The 16,658-nt window shown below is 73.5% G+C and carries 15 protein-coding genes; all 15 read left to right on the top strand.

Annotated features, from left to right (window positions below; all coding sequences use genetic code 11):
• Positions 1-122: 122 nt before the first annotated feature.
• Entirely contained in the window at positions 123-1,655 is a 1,533-nt protein-coding gene (locus tag AB0I42_RS14645; protein ID WP_357537535.1) for a UDP-N-acetylmuramoyl-L-alanyl-D-glutamate--2,6-diaminopimelate ligase, read from the top strand.
• The gene (gene murF, locus AB0I42_RS14640; RefSeq protein WP_357537533.1) at positions 1,652-3,043 is read left to right on the top strand and encodes a UDP-N-acetylmuramoyl-tripeptide--D-alanyl-D-alanine ligase; all 1,392 of its coding nucleotides are present in this window, start codon (positions 1,652-1,654) and stop codon (positions 3,041-3,043) included. Before AB0I42_RS14645 ends, murF begins: the two co-directional genes overlap by 4 nt.
• Entirely contained in the window at positions 3,040-4,146 is a 1,107-nt protein-coding gene (gene mraY, locus AB0I42_RS14635) for a phospho-N-acetylmuramoyl-pentapeptide-transferase (protein ID WP_212820989.1), read from the top strand. The genes murF and mraY overlap by 4 nt, the downstream gene beginning before the upstream one ends.
• Before the next feature lie 108 nt (positions 4,147-4,254).
• Positions 4,255-5,877: a putative peptidoglycan glycosyltransferase FtsW gene (locus AB0I42_RS14630; protein WP_357537531.1), complete on the top strand. Its 1,623-nt coding sequence runs from the start codon at positions 4,255-4,257 to the stop codon at positions 5,875-5,877.
• Positions 5,877-6,983 (top strand): undecaprenyldiphospho-muramoylpentapeptide beta-N-acetylglucosaminyltransferase, encoded by a 1,107-nt coding sequence (gene murG / locus AB0I42_RS14625; RefSeq protein ID WP_357537529.1) that lies wholly within the window; start codon positions 5,877-5,879, stop codon positions 6,981-6,983. The genes AB0I42_RS14630 and murG overlap by 1 nt, the downstream gene beginning before the upstream one ends.
• Before the next feature lie 91 nt (positions 6,984-7,074).
• Complete coding sequence (murC, locus tag AB0I42_RS14620) at positions 7,075-8,523, top strand: UDP-N-acetylmuramate--L-alanine ligase (RefSeq protein WP_357537527.1); 1,449 nt, start codon at positions 7,075-7,077, stop codon at positions 8,521-8,523.
• A complete protein-coding gene (locus AB0I42_RS14615; protein ID WP_357537525.1) occupies positions 8,520-9,344 on the top strand; it encodes an FtsQ-type POTRA domain-containing protein in 825 nt (274 codons plus the stop codon). The genes murC and AB0I42_RS14615 overlap by 4 nt, the downstream gene beginning before the upstream one ends.
• 234 nt (positions 9,345-9,578) lie before the next feature.
• The gene (gene ftsZ, locus AB0I42_RS14610; RefSeq protein ID WP_357537523.1) at positions 9,579-10,697 is read left to right on the top strand and encodes a cell division protein FtsZ; all 1,119 of its coding nucleotides are present in this window, start codon (positions 9,579-9,581) and stop codon (positions 10,695-10,697) included.
• A 9-nt stretch (positions 10,698-10,706) separates the two neighbouring features.
• Positions 10,707-11,465 carry a YggS family pyridoxal phosphate-dependent enzyme gene (locus tag AB0I42_RS14605; RefSeq protein WP_357537522.1) on the top strand — a complete coding sequence of 253 codons (759 nt, stop codon included), beginning with the start codon at positions 10,707-10,709 and terminating at the stop codon, positions 11,463-11,465.
• Between the two features lie 276 nt (positions 11,466-11,741).
• The gene (gene sepF / locus AB0I42_RS14600; RefSeq protein ID WP_357537520.1) at positions 11,742-12,446 is read left to right on the top strand and encodes a cell division protein SepF; all 705 of its coding nucleotides are present in this window, start codon (positions 11,742-11,744) and stop codon (positions 12,444-12,446) included.
• A 24-nt stretch (positions 12,447-12,470) separates the two neighbouring features.
• Positions 12,471-12,770 carry a YggT family protein gene (locus AB0I42_RS14595; protein WP_357537518.1) on the top strand — a complete coding sequence of 100 codons (300 nt, stop codon included), beginning with the start codon at positions 12,471-12,473 and terminating at the stop codon, positions 12,768-12,770.
• 52 nt (positions 12,771-12,822) lie between these two features.
• The gene (locus AB0I42_RS14590; protein ID WP_357537516.1) at positions 12,823-13,626 is read left to right on the top strand and encodes a DivIVA domain-containing protein; all 804 of its coding nucleotides are present in this window, start codon (positions 12,823-12,825) and stop codon (positions 13,624-13,626) included.
• A 302-nt stretch (positions 13,627-13,928) separates the two neighbouring features.
• A complete protein-coding gene (locus AB0I42_RS14585; RefSeq protein ID WP_357537815.1) occupies positions 13,929-14,447 on the top strand; it encodes a hypothetical protein in 519 nt (172 codons plus the stop codon).
• Positions 14,448-14,601: 154 nt separating this feature from the next.
• Entirely contained in the window at positions 14,602-14,943 is a 342-nt protein-coding gene (locus AB0I42_RS14580; protein ID WP_357537514.1) for a DUF167 domain-containing protein, read from the top strand.
• Positions 14,944-14,964: 21 nt separating this feature from the next.
• Entirely contained in the window at positions 14,965-16,467 is a 1,503-nt protein-coding gene (locus AB0I42_RS14575) for a potassium/proton antiporter (protein WP_357537512.1), read from the top strand.
• Positions 16,468-16,658 lie beyond the last annotated feature (191 nt).

Genomic DNA, 16,658 nt, shown 5'->3' with positions numbered 1-16,658 from the left:
TCGGCCCGCCGGAGGCGGCGCTCCCACGCGCCCCACAGCGCCGAAGGAGGGCCCGGGTGACTCCACGAACCACCGGGCCGGCTGTGCCGCCCCGTCAACCGGACGGGGTAGGGTCTACCGCCGTGCCCGGCAATCCGCGTCCTCACACCGTCGCTCCCCACCGGCTGGCCGGCCTCGCCGCGCTGCTCGGCGTCACACCCCCGGACGGCGCCGTGGCGCTGACCGTCACCGGGGTGACGCACGCCAGCGGCGACGTGCTGCCCGGCGACCTCTACGCCGCCCTGCCGGGCGCCCGCCGGCACGGCGCCGAGTTCGTGCCCGCCGCGGCGGCGGCCGGCGCGGTCGCCGTACTCACCGATCCGGCCGGCGCCCCGGCCGCCGCGGCCGCCGGCCTGCCGGCGCTGGTCGTCGACGACCCGCGGGCGGTGCTCGGCACGGTCGCCTCGGCCGTGTACGGCGATCCCACCGGCGACCTGCTCGTCATCGGCGTCACCGGCACCGCCGGCAAGACCTCGACCGCCTACCTGGTCGAGTCGGGGCTGCGGGCCGCCGGGCACGTCACCGGCCTGATCGGCACCGTCGAGACCCGGCTCGGCGAGCTGACCGTGGACAGCGTCCGCACCACGCCGGAGGCCACCGACCTGCACGCGATGCTCGCCGCCGCCCGCGAGCGCGGCGTGACCGCCCTGGTCATGGAGGTGTCCAGCCACGCGCTGGCGATGGGCCGGGTCGGCGGGGTCCGGTTCGACGTCGGCGGCTACACCAACTTCGGGCAGGACCACCTGGACTTCCACGCCGACTCCGCCGACTATTTCGCGGCCAAGGCGCAGCTCTTCGACGGCCGGTGCGGGGTCGAGGTGCTCAACCTCGACGACCCGGCACTGCTGCCGCTGCACAAGCCGGACACGGTGACGTACTCCGCCGCCGGTGACCCGGCCGCGACCTGGCGGGCGACCGACATCGGGGGCAGCGGCTACGAGCAGCGGTTCGTCGCCCACGGCCCCGGCGGGGTCGCCGTCGAGGCCGGCGTGGCGCTGCCCGGCCGGCACAACGTCGCCAACGCACTGCTCGCCATCGCGGCCCTGGTCGCCGTCGGCGTCGACCCGGTGACGGCCGCCGCCGGGGTCGCCGCCTGCCGTGGGGTGCCCGGCCGGCTGGAACTGGTCGACGCGCCGGGGCCGGTGCGTGGCGTGGTCGACTACGCACACAAGCCGGACGCGATCGTGGCCGTCCTGGCCGCGCTGCGCGACCTGGTCGGCGCCGGACAGGGCCGGCTGATCTGCCTGATCGGTGCCGGCGGCGACCGGGACCGGGCCAAACGCCCGGTGATGGGCGCGGCCGCCGCGCGCGGCGCCGACCTGGTCCTGGTCACCGACGACAACCCGCGCTCGGAGGACCCGGCCGCGATCCGCGCCGAGGTGCTGCGTGGCGCCGCCGACGCCGGCTCCACCGCCCGGATCGTGGAGGTGGCCGGTCGCCGGGCCGCGATCGACGAGGCCGTCCGGCTGGCCGGGCCGGGCGACGTGGTCGCGCTGCTCGGCAAGGGCCACGAGCGCGGCCAGGAGGTCGCCGGGGTCACCCACCCCTTCGACGACCGGGTCGAGTTGGGCGCCGCGCTCGCCGCGCGGTTCGGGCACCTGGTGGGGCAGCGATGATCCCGCTGACGCTCGCCGAGGTGGCCGGGGCCGTCGACGGCCGGCTGGCCGGCACCGACGGAACCGCGACGGTCACCGGCACCGTCGAATACGACTCCCGCAAGATCGGGCCGGGCGGCCTGTTCGTCGCGTTCGTCGGGGAGAAGGTCGACGGCCACGACTACGCGGCGCGGGCGGTCGAGGCCGGCGCGGCCGGCGTGCTCGGCAGCCGCGAGGTGCCCGGCGTACCGATGGTCGTGGTGGACGATCCGCTGGCGGCGATCGCCGCGCTGGCCCGGGTCTCGGTACGCCGGCTGCCCGACCTGACCGTGGTCGGGGTGACCGGTTCCTCCGGCAAGACGTCGACCAAGGACCTGATCGGCCAGCTGCTGGCCCGGGTCGGTCCCACCGTCGCGCCGCCCGGTTCCCTCAACAACGAGCTGGGGCACCCGCACACCGTGCTGCGCGCCGGCCCGCAGACCCGGTTCCTGGTGCTGGAAAAGGGCGCCCGCGGCCCCGGACACATCAGCTACCTGTGCCGGATCGCCCCGCCGACGATCGGCGTCGTGGTCAACGTCGGGGTGGCGCACATCGGCGAGTTCGGCTCGGTCGAGGGGATCGCGACCGCGAAGGGCGAACTCGTCGAGGCGCTCCCCGTCGACGGGGTGGCCGTGCTCAACGCCGACGACCCGCTGGTCAGAGCCATGGCCACCCGTACGGCGGCCCGGGTGGTGCTCGTCGGCGAGGCGGCCGACGCCGACGTACGCGCCGAGGACGTGCAGCTGGACGAGCGGGGCCGGGCGTCGTACACGCTGGTGACCCCGGACGGACGGCACCCGGTCCGGCTCGGGCTCAGCGGCCGGCACCAGGTCGGCAACTCCCTGGCCGCCGCGGCGGTCGCCCGCGAGGCCGGGCTGCCCGACGCCGAACTCGCGGCGGCACTGGGCGAGCTGCGGCTGGTCTCCACCCGCCGGATGGACGTGTTCGACCGGCCCGACGGCGTCACCGTCGTCGACGACTCGTACAACGCCAACCCGGCTTCGACGGCGGCCGCGCTGCGCGCGCTGGCCGCGATGGGCAAGGACCGGCGCACCGTCGCCGTGCTCGGCTACATGGCCGAGCTGGGCGAACAGGAGCGTTCCGGGCACGAACAGGTCGGCCGGCTGGTGGCCGAGCTGGAGGTGGACCGCCTCTACGTGGTCGGCGCGGCTGCCGCCCCGATCCACGAGGCGGCGACGGCTGATCCGAGATGGGGAGGAGAGTCGGTGCTGGTGGCCGATCAGGAAACGGCGGTCGGGCGGTTGCGTGACGAGTTGCGCGCCGGTGACGTCGTCCTGGTGAAGGGTTCGCGTTACCAGACCTGGGACGTGGTCGACGCGCTGCGTGCGACCGGCGGAGCCGCGGCGTGAGGGCGGTCATCGTCGCGATCGGCGTGGCGTTCCTGGTCTCGCTGTTCATCACCCCTGTCGCGATCAAGGTGTTCACCCGGTTGAAGGCCGGGCAGCCGATCCGCTCCGACGGCCCGCAGATGCACCTGGGCAAGAAGGGCACGCCGACGATGGGCGGCGTGGCCTTCATCGTGGCCACCGTCATCGCGTACGTGGCCGGGCACCTCGCCCTGACCACCCTGCCGGACCAGCAGATCTTCCAGGTCGGCCCGACCATCACCGCGCTGGTGCTGCTCGGCCTGCTGGTCTTCTCCGGCGCGGTCGGGTTCCTCGACGACTTCCTCAAGGTCCGCAAGCGCAACAGCCTGGGCCTCAACAAGCGCGGCAAGCTGATCGGGCAGATGCTGGTCGGCGCCGTCTTCGGCGTCATCGCCCTCTACTTCCCCAGTACCAACGGGGAGACCGTCGGCAGCACGACGCTGTCGTTCGTCCGCGACATCGATTTCCTCGACGTCGGCAAGGTCGCCTCGGTCATCATCTTCATCTTCGTGGTGATGGCGGCGACCAACGGCGTGAACCTGACCGACGGCCTCGACGGCCTGGCCACCGGCGCGTCGGTGATGGTGCTCGGGGCGTACGCGTTCATCGCCTTCTGGCAGTACCGGCACTGGTGCGCCGACCCCAACTACGTGACCCGCGAGGACATCTACTGCTACGCCGTACGCGACCCGCTGGAGATCGCGCTGATCGCCGGCGCGGCCGCCGGGGCGTGTGTGGGCTTCCTGTGGTGGAACACCTCGCCGGCGCGGATCTTCATGGGCGACACCGGGGCGCTCGGGCTCGGCGGGCTCATCGCCGGCATGGCGATGTCCACCCGTACCGTGCTGCTGCTGCCGATCATCGGCGGGCTCTTCGTGATCATCACGATGTCGGTCGTCATCCAGATCATCTCGTTCCGCACCACCGGCAAGCGCGTCTTCCGGATGTCGCCGCTGCAGCACCACTTCGAGCTGGCCGGCTGGAGCGAGGTCAACATCGTGGTCCGCTTCTGGATCATCGCCGGGATCGGGGTCGCGATCGCGCTCGGCCTGTTCTATAGCGATTTCCTGACCGCCATGGGCTGACCGGTCACGATGGGCGATTCGCCCCGACACGCCCGGCCGGCGGCAACGCCGCCGGGCGTCGGCGAACGCCCATGATGAGGCGATGCGGCAGGACGGGAGGGCCGGGCGATGACGGGAGAGCGTCCGCCGGACGGCGACGAGGCGGTGCCGGCCGTCGACCGGACCGGCCCGCAACGGGCCGGGCAACCCGGCGGGTCGCCGGGGGCCGGACAGTCGGCCGCCGGGCCGGAGCGCGCCGGGCAACCGGCCGGCGGACCCCGGCGGGCCGGACCGCCCGCCGGGCCACCGGGGCGCGGCGTCGACCTCTCCGGCGGGCTCGCCGCCCTGCGCGGCCTGCTCGCCCGGCCGCTCGCCTCCTACTACCTGCTGCTGTCCAGCGCCGGACTGCTGCTGATCATCGGCCTGACCATGGTCTACTCGGCGACCAGCGTCAGGGCGTTCGCCGACGAGGGCAGCGCCACCGCCACGTTCGCCAACCAGGCCGTGTTCGCGCTGATCGGCCTGGTCGCCTTCTGGGTGTGCCAGCGGCTGCCGGCGCGTACGTTCCAGGCCCTGGCGATCCCGGTGCTCGGTGTGGCGCTGACCCTGCTGGTCATCCTCGACGCGCTGCTGGCCCTCGCCGCGCTGGGGCTGCTCAAGGATTCCGTCCTGGGACCGCTGGAGGCCGACCGGCTCTGGCTCTTCATCGGGCCGGTCGGGCTGCAGCCCTCCGAGGTGGCGAAGTTCGGCATGGTGCTGTGGGGCTCCGACGTGATCGCCCGCAAGGGGGCGGCCCTGGGCTGGTGGCGGGAACTGGCCATGCCGCTCTTCCCGGTGGTCGGCCTGCTGTTCGTGCTGGTCGGCTACAACGACCTCGGCACCATGCTGTGCCTGCTCGCCGTGGTGGTCGGCCTGCTGTGGGCGGCCGGCGTACGGCTGCGGATCTTCGCCACGCTGTCGGTGCTCGGCCTGGCCGGCGTGGGCCTGCTGATCGCGGCGGCGTCGCAGGGCGGCGAAGGCGGCAACTACCGGCTCGACCGGCTCACGTTGTTCTTCAACCCGCCCGACGACTGCAAGCTCGACCTGTGCTACCAGATGATCCAGTCCCGCAACGCCCTCGACACCGGCGGCTGGTTCGGGGTCGGCCTGGGCAAGGGCAGCCTGAAGTGGGACTGGTTGCCGGCCGCCGACAACGACTTCATCTTCGCCATTCTCGCCAACGAGCTGGGCGTGGTCGGCTGCTTCGTCGTGCTCGCCCTGTTCGGCGTGCTCGCGTACAGCGGGATGCGGATCGCCCGCCGGGTCGAGGGGGACTTCCGGCGGCTGGCCGCGGCGTCGGCGACCACCTGGCTGGTCAGCCAGGCGCTGATCAACATCGGTGGCGTGGTCGGCCTCATCCCGCTCACCGGCGTGCCGCTGCCGTTCATCTCCCGCGGTGGCAGCGCCCTGCTGGTGACGCTGGCCGCGGTCGGCATGCTGGCGTCGTTCGCCCGCGCCGAACCCGACGCCGCCAGAGCTCTGCATGCCCGACCGCCGGCCCGATGGGTACGACTACTCTGGGCCCCGTTGCCGCCGCTTCCCGCCGGGCGCCGCGCGGACCGATCGTCCGCGCCCACCGCCCGGAGCACCGGTTCCGGTGCCAGGCGGGGCGCCGATCCGGGCGCCACGAAGCGGCGCGACGGCGACGCCCGGCCTAAGCAGGGCGGCACGGCGCGGCCGCGCGCCGGTTCGGGCAGCGAGAGGAGACGTTGATGGGTCAGCTTCGGTCGGTCGTGCTCGCCGGAGGTGGCACCGGGGGACACATCTACCCGTTGCTGGCCTTCGCCGACTGCCTGCGCCGACACGACCCCAACGTCCGGATCACCTGCGTCGGCACACCCAAGGGCCTGGAGAACGAGCTGATCCCGCCGGCCGGCTACGACCTGCGGCAGATCCCGGCCTACCAGCTGCCCCGGTCGATCAACGTGAACCTGATGCGGACCCCGGACCGCATGTACAAGGCGGCCCGCGCGGCGGGCAAGGTGATCGAGGAGGTCCGGGCCGACGTGGTCGTCGGCTTCGGCGGGTACGTCTCGGTCCCGGCCTACCTGGCCGCCTGGCGGCGCGAGCTGCCGATCGTCATCCACGAGGTCAACGTGCCGCCGGGGGTCGCCAACCGGCTCGGCATGAAGTTCACCAAGCACATCGCGGTCGGCTTCCCGCACCAGCCGGCGCAGGCCGAGTCGCTGCGTAACGCCCGCGTCGTCGGGGTGCCGCTGCGGCGCGGCATCACCGGCCTGGACCGGTGGTCCCAGCAGGCCGCCGCCCGGGCGCACTTCGGGCTGCGGCCCGACCTGCCGGTCGTCTTCGTGTCCGGCGGTTCGCAGGGCGCCCGCTCGATCAACCTGGCCGTCGCCGGGGCGGCGAAGGAACTGGCCCGGCACGGGGTGCAGGTGCTGCACGTGATCGGCGCCCGTAACGAGCCGGTGTCGGTGCCGACCGATCTGCCGGTGCCGTACGTGACGCTGCCGTACCTTTCGCAGATGGAGCTGGGCTACGCCGCCGCCGACCTGATGCTGTGCCGCGGCGGGGCGATGACCTGCGCCGAGGTGGCCGCGATCGGGCTGCCCGCGGTCTACGTGCCCTACCCGCACAGCAACCAGGAGCAGAAGCGCAACGCGCTGCCGGTCGTCGAGGCGGGCGGCGGTCTCATCGTCGACGACGCCGAGCTGAGCCCCGGCTGGATCGAGAGCAACCTGCTGCCGTTGCTGCGCGACCCGCGCCGGCTCGCCGCGATGGGCACGGCGGCGGCGGCGTACGGGCGCCGCGACGGTGACGAGGCACTGCTCGACTTCGTTTACGAGGCAGTGGCCCGATGAGGCTCGTTACACAGGGCGGTGGCCCGATGGGCCCCGTCACACGGGGCGGTGGCCCGACGGACGGGGCGCCGCGACACGGGAGGGTTCGGCTGTGAACATCGCACAGGCCGGTGTGACCGGCACGTTGGCCGCCGAGGATCTGGGCGCCATCCACCTGATCGGGGTCGGTGGCGTCGGCATGAGCGGGCTGGCCCGCCTGCTGCTCACCCGTGGCATGGTGGTGTCCGGCAGCGAGTTGCGCGAGTGGCCGGCGCTGGCCGGGCTGCGGGCCCTGGGCGGCACGATCCACATGAGCCACGTCGAGTCCAACCTCGACGGCGTCGACACGGTCGTCTACTCGACGGCGATCCCGCAGGACCACCTCGAACTCGTCGAGGCCCGCCGGCGCGGCCTGCGGGTGCTGCACCGCTCGGAGGCGCTGGCGGCGACGATGACCGGCCGGCGTACGGTCGCGGTCGCCGGCACGCACGGCAAGACCACGACCACGTCGATGATGACGCTGATCCTGCAGCACGCCGGCGAGGATCCGTCGTTCGTGATCGGCGGGGAGATCTCCGAGGTGGGGTCGAACGCCCACCACGGCACCGGCCGGTACTTCGTCGCCGAGGCCGACGAGAGCGACCGCTCGTTCCTGCGCTACCGGCCGTACGTCTCGATCATCACCAACGTCGACGCCGACCACCTCAACACGTACGGCGACCTCGCCGGGCTGGAGGCGGCGTTCGTCGAGTACGCCGAGCTGACCGACCCGGACGGGTTCGTGGTGAGCTGCGCCGACGATCCGGGGGCGCAGCGGCTGGTCGCGACGCTGCGGGCGCGCGGCCGGCGGGTGTTCACGTACGGCACCGCCGCCGACGCCGACCTGCGGCTGACCGAGGTCGTCTCGTCGGTGCAGGGGGTGCGCTACTTCGCCCATCTCGACGGCGTGTCGCTGGGCGAGATCCGGCTGCCGGTGCCCGGCCACCACATGGGCCTCAACAGCGCCGCCGCCCTGCTCACCGCCCGCAAGCTGGGCGTGCCGCTGAACGCGGCCGTCGAGGCGCTCGCGACCTTCCCCGGGGTACGCCGGCGGTTCGAGCGCAAGGGGGTGGCCGGCGGCGTCCAGGTCTACGACGAGTACGCGTACCACCCGATCTCGATGACCGCGGCGCTGCGCACCCTGCGCGAGGTCGCCGCCGGCGGCCGGCTGCTCGTGGTGTTCCAGCCCTACCGGGTCTACCGCACCCGTGACCTGCAGGCCGAGCTGGCCGCCGCGCTGTCGCTGGCCGACGAGGTGATCGTCCTGGAGGTGTTCGGTCCGGGCGAGGTCCGCGAGCCGGGGGAGGGTGGCGTGGCGCTGACCGCCGCGGTCGACCTGCCCGACGCGCGGAAGGTGTTCGTGCCGTCCTGGGAGGAGGTGCCGGCCGAGGTGACCCGCCGGGCCCGCGCCGGTGACCTGGTGGTCACCATGGGCGCCCCGCCGATCTCCCTGATGGGCGACGAACTGCTCGACGCGCTGGCCCGGCCCGCCCCGGACGCCCCGACCCCCGGCGCGGGATGACCGCCGGGGCCGGCCGCGGGCGGCCCGGCGGCCCGGCGGCCGGCGGGCGCGACCGCCACGGTGAGCCCACCCGGCGGTGGCGGCTGGTGCGTGCCGGCAGCGACGCCGTGCCGCCGTCGGTACGGCGGTTCATGCGCCGGGCCCGCCAGCGCCGGCTGCGGGCGGCGCTGCCGTGGGCGGTCGCCGGTGCGCTGCTGGCCCTGGTCGGTCTGGCGGCCTGGGTGGTCTACGGCACCGCCGTGTTCGGGGTACGCGACGTGCGCGTCAACGGGACGGATCTGCTGACCCCCGACCAGGTACGCGCCACGGCGGCGGTCCGGTCCGGGGCGCCGCTGGCCGGCCTGGACACCGGGGCGGTGGAGCGCCGGGTCGGTGGGCTGGCGCAGGTGGAGCGGGTCGCGGTGTCGCGGGACTTTCCGAACACGGTGGTGGTCGACGTGGTGGAACGTACGCCGGTCGCGGTGGTGCCACGCGGTGAGGCGTTCGTGGTGGTGGACGCGTCCGGTGTGGTCTTCCGTGAGCTGCCGCAGCGGCCGGACGGGCTGCCGCTGGTGCGGGTGGCCGAGCCGGGACCCGACGACCTGGGCACCCGGGGGGCGCTGACGGTGCTGACCGCGCTGACCGACGACCTGCGGCGGGAGCTGGTCGAGGTGGTGGTGGACAGTCCGGCGCGGATCCGGTTGCTGCTGGCGGAGGAGCGTGAGGTGGTGTGGGGCGACGCCACGGACAGCGCGACGAAGGCCGAGGTGGCGACCGCACTGCTCGCCCGCGAGGGTGACATGATCGACGTCAGCGCGCCCGACGTGGTCACGATCCGCTGAGCCGCTGGTCCGATATCCGACTCACACCTTGGCGACACGCCGCGCAGGTCCTTGGTTGCGGCCGCGCGTCCGCCTACGTTGCCGGTGAGGATCAGTAGTTGACATAACTGTAAGCCTCTAGTAGAGGGTTAGGGTTCACCCCCTGACCCTTGTCGTACCGAGTGGATGTCGATCGCGGTCTGGCCGGGCCGCACACGGTCGGCAGCCGCCCACCTCGAAGGGAAAGGTCGCCCGATGACTCCTCCGCACAACTACCTGGCGGTCATCAAGGTCGTCGGCATCGGTGGCGGCGGTGTGAACGCCGTCAACCGGATGATCGAGGTCGGCCTCAAGGGCGTCGAGTTCATCGCCATCAACACAGACGCCCAGGCGCTGCTGATGAGCGACGCCGACGTCAAGCTCGACGTGGGCCGGGAACTGACCCGCGGGCTCGGTGCGGGCGCCAACCCCGACGTCGGCAAGAACGCCGCCGAGGACCACCGCGACGAGATCGAAGAGGTGCTCAAGGGCGCCGACATGGTCTTCGTGACCTGCGGCGAGGGCGGCGGCACCGGCACCGGCGGGGCGCCGGTGGTCGCCAACATCGCCCGCAAGCTCGGCGCGCTGACCATCGGTGTCGTCACCCGGCCGTTCTCGTTCGAGGGCAAGCGCCGCCAGGTGCAGGCCGAGGCGGGGATCGACGAGCTGCGCAACCAGTGCGACACGCTCATCGTGATCCCCAACGACCGGCTGCTCGCCCTCGGCGACCGGGGGATCAGCATGATGGACGCCTTCCGGCAGGCCGACCAGGTGCTGCTCTCCGGTGTCCAGGGCATCACCGACCTGATCACCACCCCGGGCCTGATCAACCTCGACTTCGCCGACGTCAAGAGCGTCATGAGCGGCGCCGGCAGCGCACTGATGGGCATCGGCAGCGCGCGGGGCGACAACCGCGCGGTCGAGGCCGCCGAGGCGGCCATCTCCAGCCCGCTGCTGGAGCAGAGCATGGACGGTGCCCGCGGCGTGCTGCTGTCCATCGCCGGCGGCTCCGACCTGGGCCTGTTCGAGATCAACGACGCGGCGCAGCTGGTGACCGACGCGGCCCACCCGGACGCCAACATCATCTTCGGCGCGGTCATCGACGACGCGCTCGGCGACGAGGTGCGGGTGACCGTGATCGCGGCCGGCTTCGACGGCGGCACCCCGGCGTACAAGCCGGCCGCCGCGCCGGGCAAGACGCCGCCGCCGGCGCAGCCGGTCTCCGGCGGCGGACCCGTCAGCCCGCCGCCGGTCAGCCCGCCGCCGGCCCAGCCGCCGCGCCGGGTGCTCTTCGACGACGTCGACGTGCCGGACTTCCTCAAGAACGGGTCCTGAGCGGGCCCGATGACCGAGTCGACCCAGGGGCGCGAGGAGCGCCGCGCCGAACTGGCGGCGGGCCTCGCCCGGACCCGCGCGCGGATCGCCGACGCCTGCGCGGCGGCCGGCCGCGACCGGGGCGAGGTGACCCTGATCGCGGTCACCAAGACCTACCCGGCCTCCGACGTCGAACTGCTCGGCGGCCTCGGCGTGACCGAGGTGGGGGAGAACCGCGACCAGGAGGCGGCCCCCAAGGCCCAGGCGGTCGCCGCCGCCGGCACGCGGGTCACCTGGCACTTCGTCGGCCAGCTCCAGCGCAACAAGTGTCGGTCGGTGGTCGGATACGCCGACGTGGTGCACTCCGTCGACAGTGTCCGGCTGGCGCAGGCGCTGGCCGACGCCGCGCGGCGGCACCGGGACCGGCCGCTGGACGTACTGGTGCAGGTCAGCGTCGACGGCGATCCGGCCCGGGGCGGCGCGCTGGCGCCGGCCTGGGGGGCCGATGCGGTCGAGGCGGACCGGCGGCTGGACGAGGTGGCGGCCGCGGTGGCCGGCGACGGTCCGCTGCGCCTGGCCGGGCTGATGGCGGTGGCGCCACTGGGCTGGCAGCCGGCGGCGGCGTTCGAGCGGCTGGCCGCGATCGCGGACCGGTTCCGTGTCGATCATCCGACAGCGACCGCGCTCTCGGCGGGCATGAGCGCCGACCTGGAAGAGGCGATCAGGTACGGCGCGACACACGTGCGCGTCGGCAGCGCGTTGCTCGGAATGCGTCCCACGCTGCGGTAGCCTGACGGCGGACACCAAACTACATCAGTGTTGTTTGGGGACGGGCCTTCCCGATAGGGGGACGCGGCCGGTGCTCCACGGTGATCCGGTCGTGACCGGCCGGTGAACCGTCGACAACCGGTGGTGACGGTTCCGTGCCCGGCGGGGGACACCGCCGCGGCCGCGGACCACGGGGGAGCCGGTCCGGTCACCGAAGTGGACACCACAGTGTCCACGCGCGTGACAGTGGCACGGCACGGGGGGCTCGTGCCGCACGGCGGACGGAGGGGCGCGGCGATGGGTGCACTGCGCAAGGCGGGGGTCTGGCTCGGCCTCGTCGAGGAGGACGACGAGCGGGGCTACGACGACGGCGGCTACCGCGACTCGGGCTACCGGCAGAGCCGGTACGCCGACGAGTTCAACGACGACGAGGACGACCGCGACGAGCCTCCGGCCCTGCCCCGGGCGCGGGCCAGCGAGCGGGCCCGGCTCGCCGAGCGCAACGTGGGCCGCGGCGCCGACCTCGACCGTGACCGGGGTGAGCCCGAGCGGGTCGAGCGCGCCGAGCGGATCGACCGTCCGGAGCGTTCCAGCGTGCGCTCGATCACCCGGGCCGGCGGCTCCGAGTCGTCGTCCGCGCTCACCTACCAGACCCGGGACAACCTCGCCCTGGCACCGCAGGTGCAGGTGCGGGAGCGGGCTGTGGTGGCCGAGGAGGAGCAGCGTTACCAGATCACCACGCTGCACCCGACCACCTACCGTGAGGCACGCACGATCGGCGAGCACTTCCGCGACGGCGTACCGGTGATCATCAACCTCACCGAGATGGACGAGGCGGATGCCCGCCGCCTGGTGGACTTCGCCGCCGGGCTGGCGTTCGGGCTGCGCGGTACGATCGAGCGCGTGACCAACCGGGTGTTCCTGCTCTCACCGGCCAACGTCCAGGTCACCGCGGAGGACAAGGCCAAGATCGCTGAGGGCGGGTTTTTCAGTCTGAGCTAACCCGACCGAGGGACCCCGCCTGCCGTGTTGTCTATCGTGCTGCAAGTCCTGTATCTCATCGTTTACCTGTTCCTTCTGACGCTTTTGGCGAGGTTCGTCCTCAGCGCCGTGCTCCAGTACGGCCGCCGCTGGCAGCCCGGTCGGGGGGCATCCGCAGGATTGGAATCCGTGTGGAGCGTCACTGATCCGCCCCTCAAGGCGTTGAGGCGTGTGATCCCACCATTGCGAATTGGTACCGTGAGCTTCGACCTGGCCTCCCTTGTGCTCCTGGTTATCCTGTTCGTGCTGATGGAATTCGTGTTAAGGCCGCTGATCCTCAGGTGAACGTCCTGGGAACCAGCGAGCCACGCGGCCGCAACTGACCCGAGGAGTTTCGATGCCGCTGACCCCGGCCGACGTCCACAACGTCGCCTTCAAGAAGCCTCCGATAGGCAAACGGGGGTACGACGAGGAAGAGGTCGACGCCTTCCTGGACGAGGTCGAGCGTGAGCTCGCCCGTCTGATCGAAGAGAACAACGAGCTGCGCGCGCAGGTGGAGCGCGGCGGTCGTGGCGGCGCTCCAGCCGGCCCGGGCGCCGACCCCCGGCTCGCCGCCGAGCTCAACGACACCAAGGCCCAGCTCGACCGGGTGCAGCGCGACAAGGCGGCGGCCGAGCAGGCGGCCCGTGCGATGCAGGCCGAGCTGGAGCAGATCCGCGCGCAGGGCGGCCCGGTCTCGGGCGGCGACGGCGAGCAGCAGGCCCTCCGGGTGCTGATGATGGCCCAGCGGACCGCCGACGACCACGTGTCCGACGCGCGTCGCGAAGCCGACAAGCTGCTGTCCGACGCCCGCGGCAAGGCCGAGGAGGTGACCCGGGAGGCGCGGGCGAAGGCCGACGCGCTGGAGCGGGACGCCCGGCAGCGCCACCAGGAGGCCATGGGCGGCCTGGAGGAGAAGCGCACCGCGCTGCAGAAGCAGCTCGAGGAGCTCAAGCAGTTCGAGCGCGAATACCGCACCCGGCTCAAGGCCTACCTGGAGAGCCAGCTCCGCGACCTCGACGGCCGCGGCCAGAAGCTCGAGGGCGAGATGACCCGCGCCGAGGTGGGTGGCCGTTCCGGCAACGGTTCCGGGTTCGCGGCGGCGGGGATCTCCGGGTCCTACGGCGGGAGCCGCTCCGGCGCGCTCGAAGCCGGTCGTTGATCCGGGTCCACGACCACAGAGGACAACGTCAACTCAAGCGGCGGGGGTGAGCCGTGATCGTCGGAAGTCTGCTGCTCATCCTCGTCGCCGTTACGCTGCTCGTACTCGGACTGGCAAACGGTTCGAGCACGTTGCTGATCAGCTCGATCGCCGCGAGCCTGCTGGCCGCCGTCGCGCTGGTGGTGGGTGCCCGACAGGCGGCCGCCGCCCGCGCGGGGGCCGGCCCCGGCGACGACCTGGATCCGCGTGCCGGCGACGAGGATGACCAACCGCACTACCACCGCGGCGGGGCGGGGGCCCGGGTGACCGAGCCGGCCACCCGACACGGCGCCGGGGGCTGGGCCGAGGGCGACACGTCCGTCGCGGTCGCCGAGCCGATCGCGCCGGCCGTGCCGACACCGGGCGGCTACCCGCAGGAGAGCGCGACCGACGATCCCGGTCCGCGTGGACAGTTCCCCCGCTCGGCACCGGCCGACCAGCCGTTCACCCGGTCGGCGCCGGTCGACGAATCCGTCTACCGGTCGACCTCGGTCGACCGGACCGCGCAGACGGTCGCGACCGACCCGGCGGGCGAGGAAGACCCGCCGGACGAGCCGGCGGCCCAGTACGTCTCGCCCGCGGAGGCGGCCCGCATCGCCCGGATGTCCAGCGAGGTCCTCGTCGTCGACGGACGGCCCCGCTACCACCTGGGCGGCTGCGTCCACCTGCTCGGCCGGGAGGGCGAACCGCTGCCGGTCGGCGAGGCGGTCGAGCTCGGCTTCACCCCGTGCAGCCTGTGCGAGCCCGACAGCGCCCTGCTCGCCGACGCCCGCCGGGTCTGACGCCCGCCGGGTCTGACCCGCGACGGATCTGACCACCGGCCACTCCCGCCGGATCCTGCCAGCGCTCACGCCCGGCGCCGCTGGCCACCCGGCCGGCCCACCGTTCGGCTGTCCGACGGACGCGGCGCCGGCCGGTCGACCTGCACAATGAGGCATGACCAGTGCCGGCGGCCGCCGTACGGCGGGTGAGCCGACCCCGTCCGGACCGTTCACCGTCGCCGTACGGGTCAAGCCCGGCGCGTCCCGGGCCCGGGTCGGCGGCTGCCACGAGGGGCCGTACGGGCCGGCGCTGGTGGTCGCCGTCAACGCCCCGCCGGTCGACGGCCGGGCCACCGAGGCGGTCCGCAAGGCGCTCGCCGCCGCCCTGGACGTACGCCCGGCGGCGGTGATCCTGCGCACCGGGGCGGCCAGCCGCGACAAGCTGTTCGTGGTGGACGGTCCGGTCCCGGCGCTCGACGCCCGGCTGCGCCGGTTGCGCGACGGATCCGCGGACTGAGGCCGTCGGCGCGGGGCCGCGATGACCGGCAACCTCGACCTCGCGCTGCTGATCGGTTCCGCCGTGCTGCTCGTCGCCGTCGCCGCGGTCCGGTTCTCCACCCGGCTCGGGCTGCCCAGCCTGCTGGTCTACCTGGCGCTCGGGGTCGCGATCGGGGAGGCCGGGCTCGGCATCCGGTTCGACGACGCCGAGCTGACCCGTACCCTCGGCTTCTGCGCCCTCATCGTGATCATCGCGGAGGGTGGGCTGACCGCGCGGTGGAGCACGCTGCGGCCGGTGCTCGCCGCGGCGGCGACGCTGGCGACGCTCGGCGTGGCGGTGAGCATCGTCGTGGTCGGCGCGGTGCTCCACGTCGGGCTGGGCCTGGACTGGCGGCTGGCCCTGCTCTACGGCGCGGTGCTGTCGTCGACCGACGCCGCGGCGGTGTTCGCGACGCTGCGCCGGCTGCGCCTGCCGCGCCGGCTGGTCGCCCTGCTGGAGGCCGAGTCCGGGATGAACGACGCCCCGGTCGTGCTGCTGGTCGTGCTGCTGTCCACCACCGGCTTCGGTGCCCATCCGTGGTGGTGGGAGGGGCTGCTGCTGACGTACGAGCTGGGGCTGGGCGCGGCGGTCGGCCTGCTGGTGGGCCGGGCCGGGCAGTGGCTGCTCGGCCGGGCCGCGCTGCCGGCGGCGGGGCTGTATCCGATCGCGGCCGTCGGGCTGACCGTGCTGGCGTACGCGGCGGCGGCCGTGGTGCACTCGTCGGGGTTCCTCGCCGTGTACGTCGCCGGCGTGGTGCTCGGCAATGCCCGGCTGCCGCACCGGCAGGCCATCCTCGGCTTCGCCGACGGGCTGGCCTGGCTGGCCCAGATCGGCCTGTTCGTGCTGCTGGGCCTGCTGGTCTCGCCGGCCCGGCTGGACGACGCGCTGCTGCCGGCGATCATCGCGGGGGTGGCGCTGGTCTTCCTGGCCCGGCCGCTGTCGGTGCTGGTGTCGACGCTGCCGTTCGGCATCGCGGTACGGGAGCGGCTGTTCCTGTCCTGGGCCGGGCTGCGCGGCGCGGTGCCGATCGTGCTGGCGACCATCCCGCTGTCGGCGGGGGCGCCGGGGGCGGCCCGGCTGTTCGACGCGGTGTTCGTCCTCGTGGTGATCTTCACACTGGTGCAGACCTCGACGCTGGCGCCGGTGGCCGCGCGGCTGCGGGTGACCGCGCCGGCCGAGCCGGCGGAGATCGTGGTGGAGACGGCGCCGCTCGACCGGATGGGGGCCGACCTGCTGCAGCTGGAGATCCCGCCGGGGTCCCGGCTGGCCGGGGTGCACCTCGACGAGCTGCGGCTCCCGGTGGGTGCGGTGGTTACCCTGCTGCTGCGGGACGGGACCGGTTCGGTGCCGGGGCCGGAGACCCGGCTCAAGGTCGGCGACAGTCTGCTGATCGTGGCGACCGCCGAGGTGCGGGACGAGACCGAGCGGCGGCTGCGGGCGGTCGGTCGGCGCGGCAGGTTGGCCCGTTGGTTTCACGAATATGGTGACGGCCGCGCGGAATGATCAGCTAGAGTTCCCTTTGCCCTAATTTGGCGGTTAATTAGGGCGCAAACCAGTCAGAACCGGGCAGCCTGTTGTCGGACGTGTGTACGTTCCGTATTCTTGCGAATCTCCGGTCTTCTCCGACAGGGCCGCGACCCGGGGCCGCGCCGACCCGGCCAGCCGCTCGTTCCACGCCTCCAGGTGGTGGATGC

This window comes from Polymorphospora sp. NPDC050346 (assembly GCF_040655695.1).
GTDB lineage: Bacteria > Actinomycetota > Actinomycetes > Mycobacteriales > Micromonosporaceae > Polymorphospora > Polymorphospora lycopeni.
Note: the sequence above shows the minus strand (reverse complement) of the source record. Positions and strands in the feature narration are given on the sequence as shown.

Excerpts from the sequence above, each read along its gene's own strand:
- murF (WP_357537533.1), top strand. The coding sequence starts at position 1,652 with ATGATCCCGCTGACGCTCGCCGAGGTGGCCGGGGCCGTCGACGGCCGG.
- AB0I42_RS14630 (WP_357537531.1), top strand. The coding sequence starts at position 4,255 with ATGACGGGAGAGCGTCCGCCGGACGGCGACGAGGCGGTGCCGGCCGTC.
- murG (WP_357537529.1), top strand. The coding sequence starts at position 5,877 with ATGGGTCAGCTTCGGTCGGTCGTGCTCGCCGGAGGTGGCACCGGGGGA.
- AB0I42_RS14615 (WP_357537525.1), top strand. The coding sequence starts at position 8,520 with ATGACCGCCGGGGCCGGCCGCGGGCGGCCCGGCGGCCCGGCGGCCGGC.
- ftsZ (WP_357537523.1), top strand. The coding sequence starts at position 9,579 with ATGACTCCTCCGCACAACTACCTGGCGGTCATCAAGGTCGTCGGCATC.
- AB0I42_RS14605 (WP_357537522.1), top strand. The coding sequence starts at position 10,707 with ATGACCGAGTCGACCCAGGGGCGCGAGGAGCGCCGCGCCGAACTGGCG.
- sepF (WP_357537520.1), top strand. The coding sequence starts at position 11,742 with ATGGGTGCACTGCGCAAGGCGGGGGTCTGGCTCGGCCTCGTCGAGGAG.
- AB0I42_RS14590 (WP_357537516.1), top strand. The coding sequence starts at position 12,823 with ATGCCGCTGACCCCGGCCGACGTCCACAACGTCGCCTTCAAGAAGCCT.
- AB0I42_RS14580 (WP_357537514.1), top strand. The coding sequence starts at position 14,602 with ATGACCAGTGCCGGCGGCCGCCGTACGGCGGGTGAGCCGACCCCGTCC.
- AB0I42_RS14575 (WP_357537512.1), top strand. The coding sequence starts at position 14,965 with ATGACCGGCAACCTCGACCTCGCGCTGCTGATCGGTTCCGCCGTGCTG.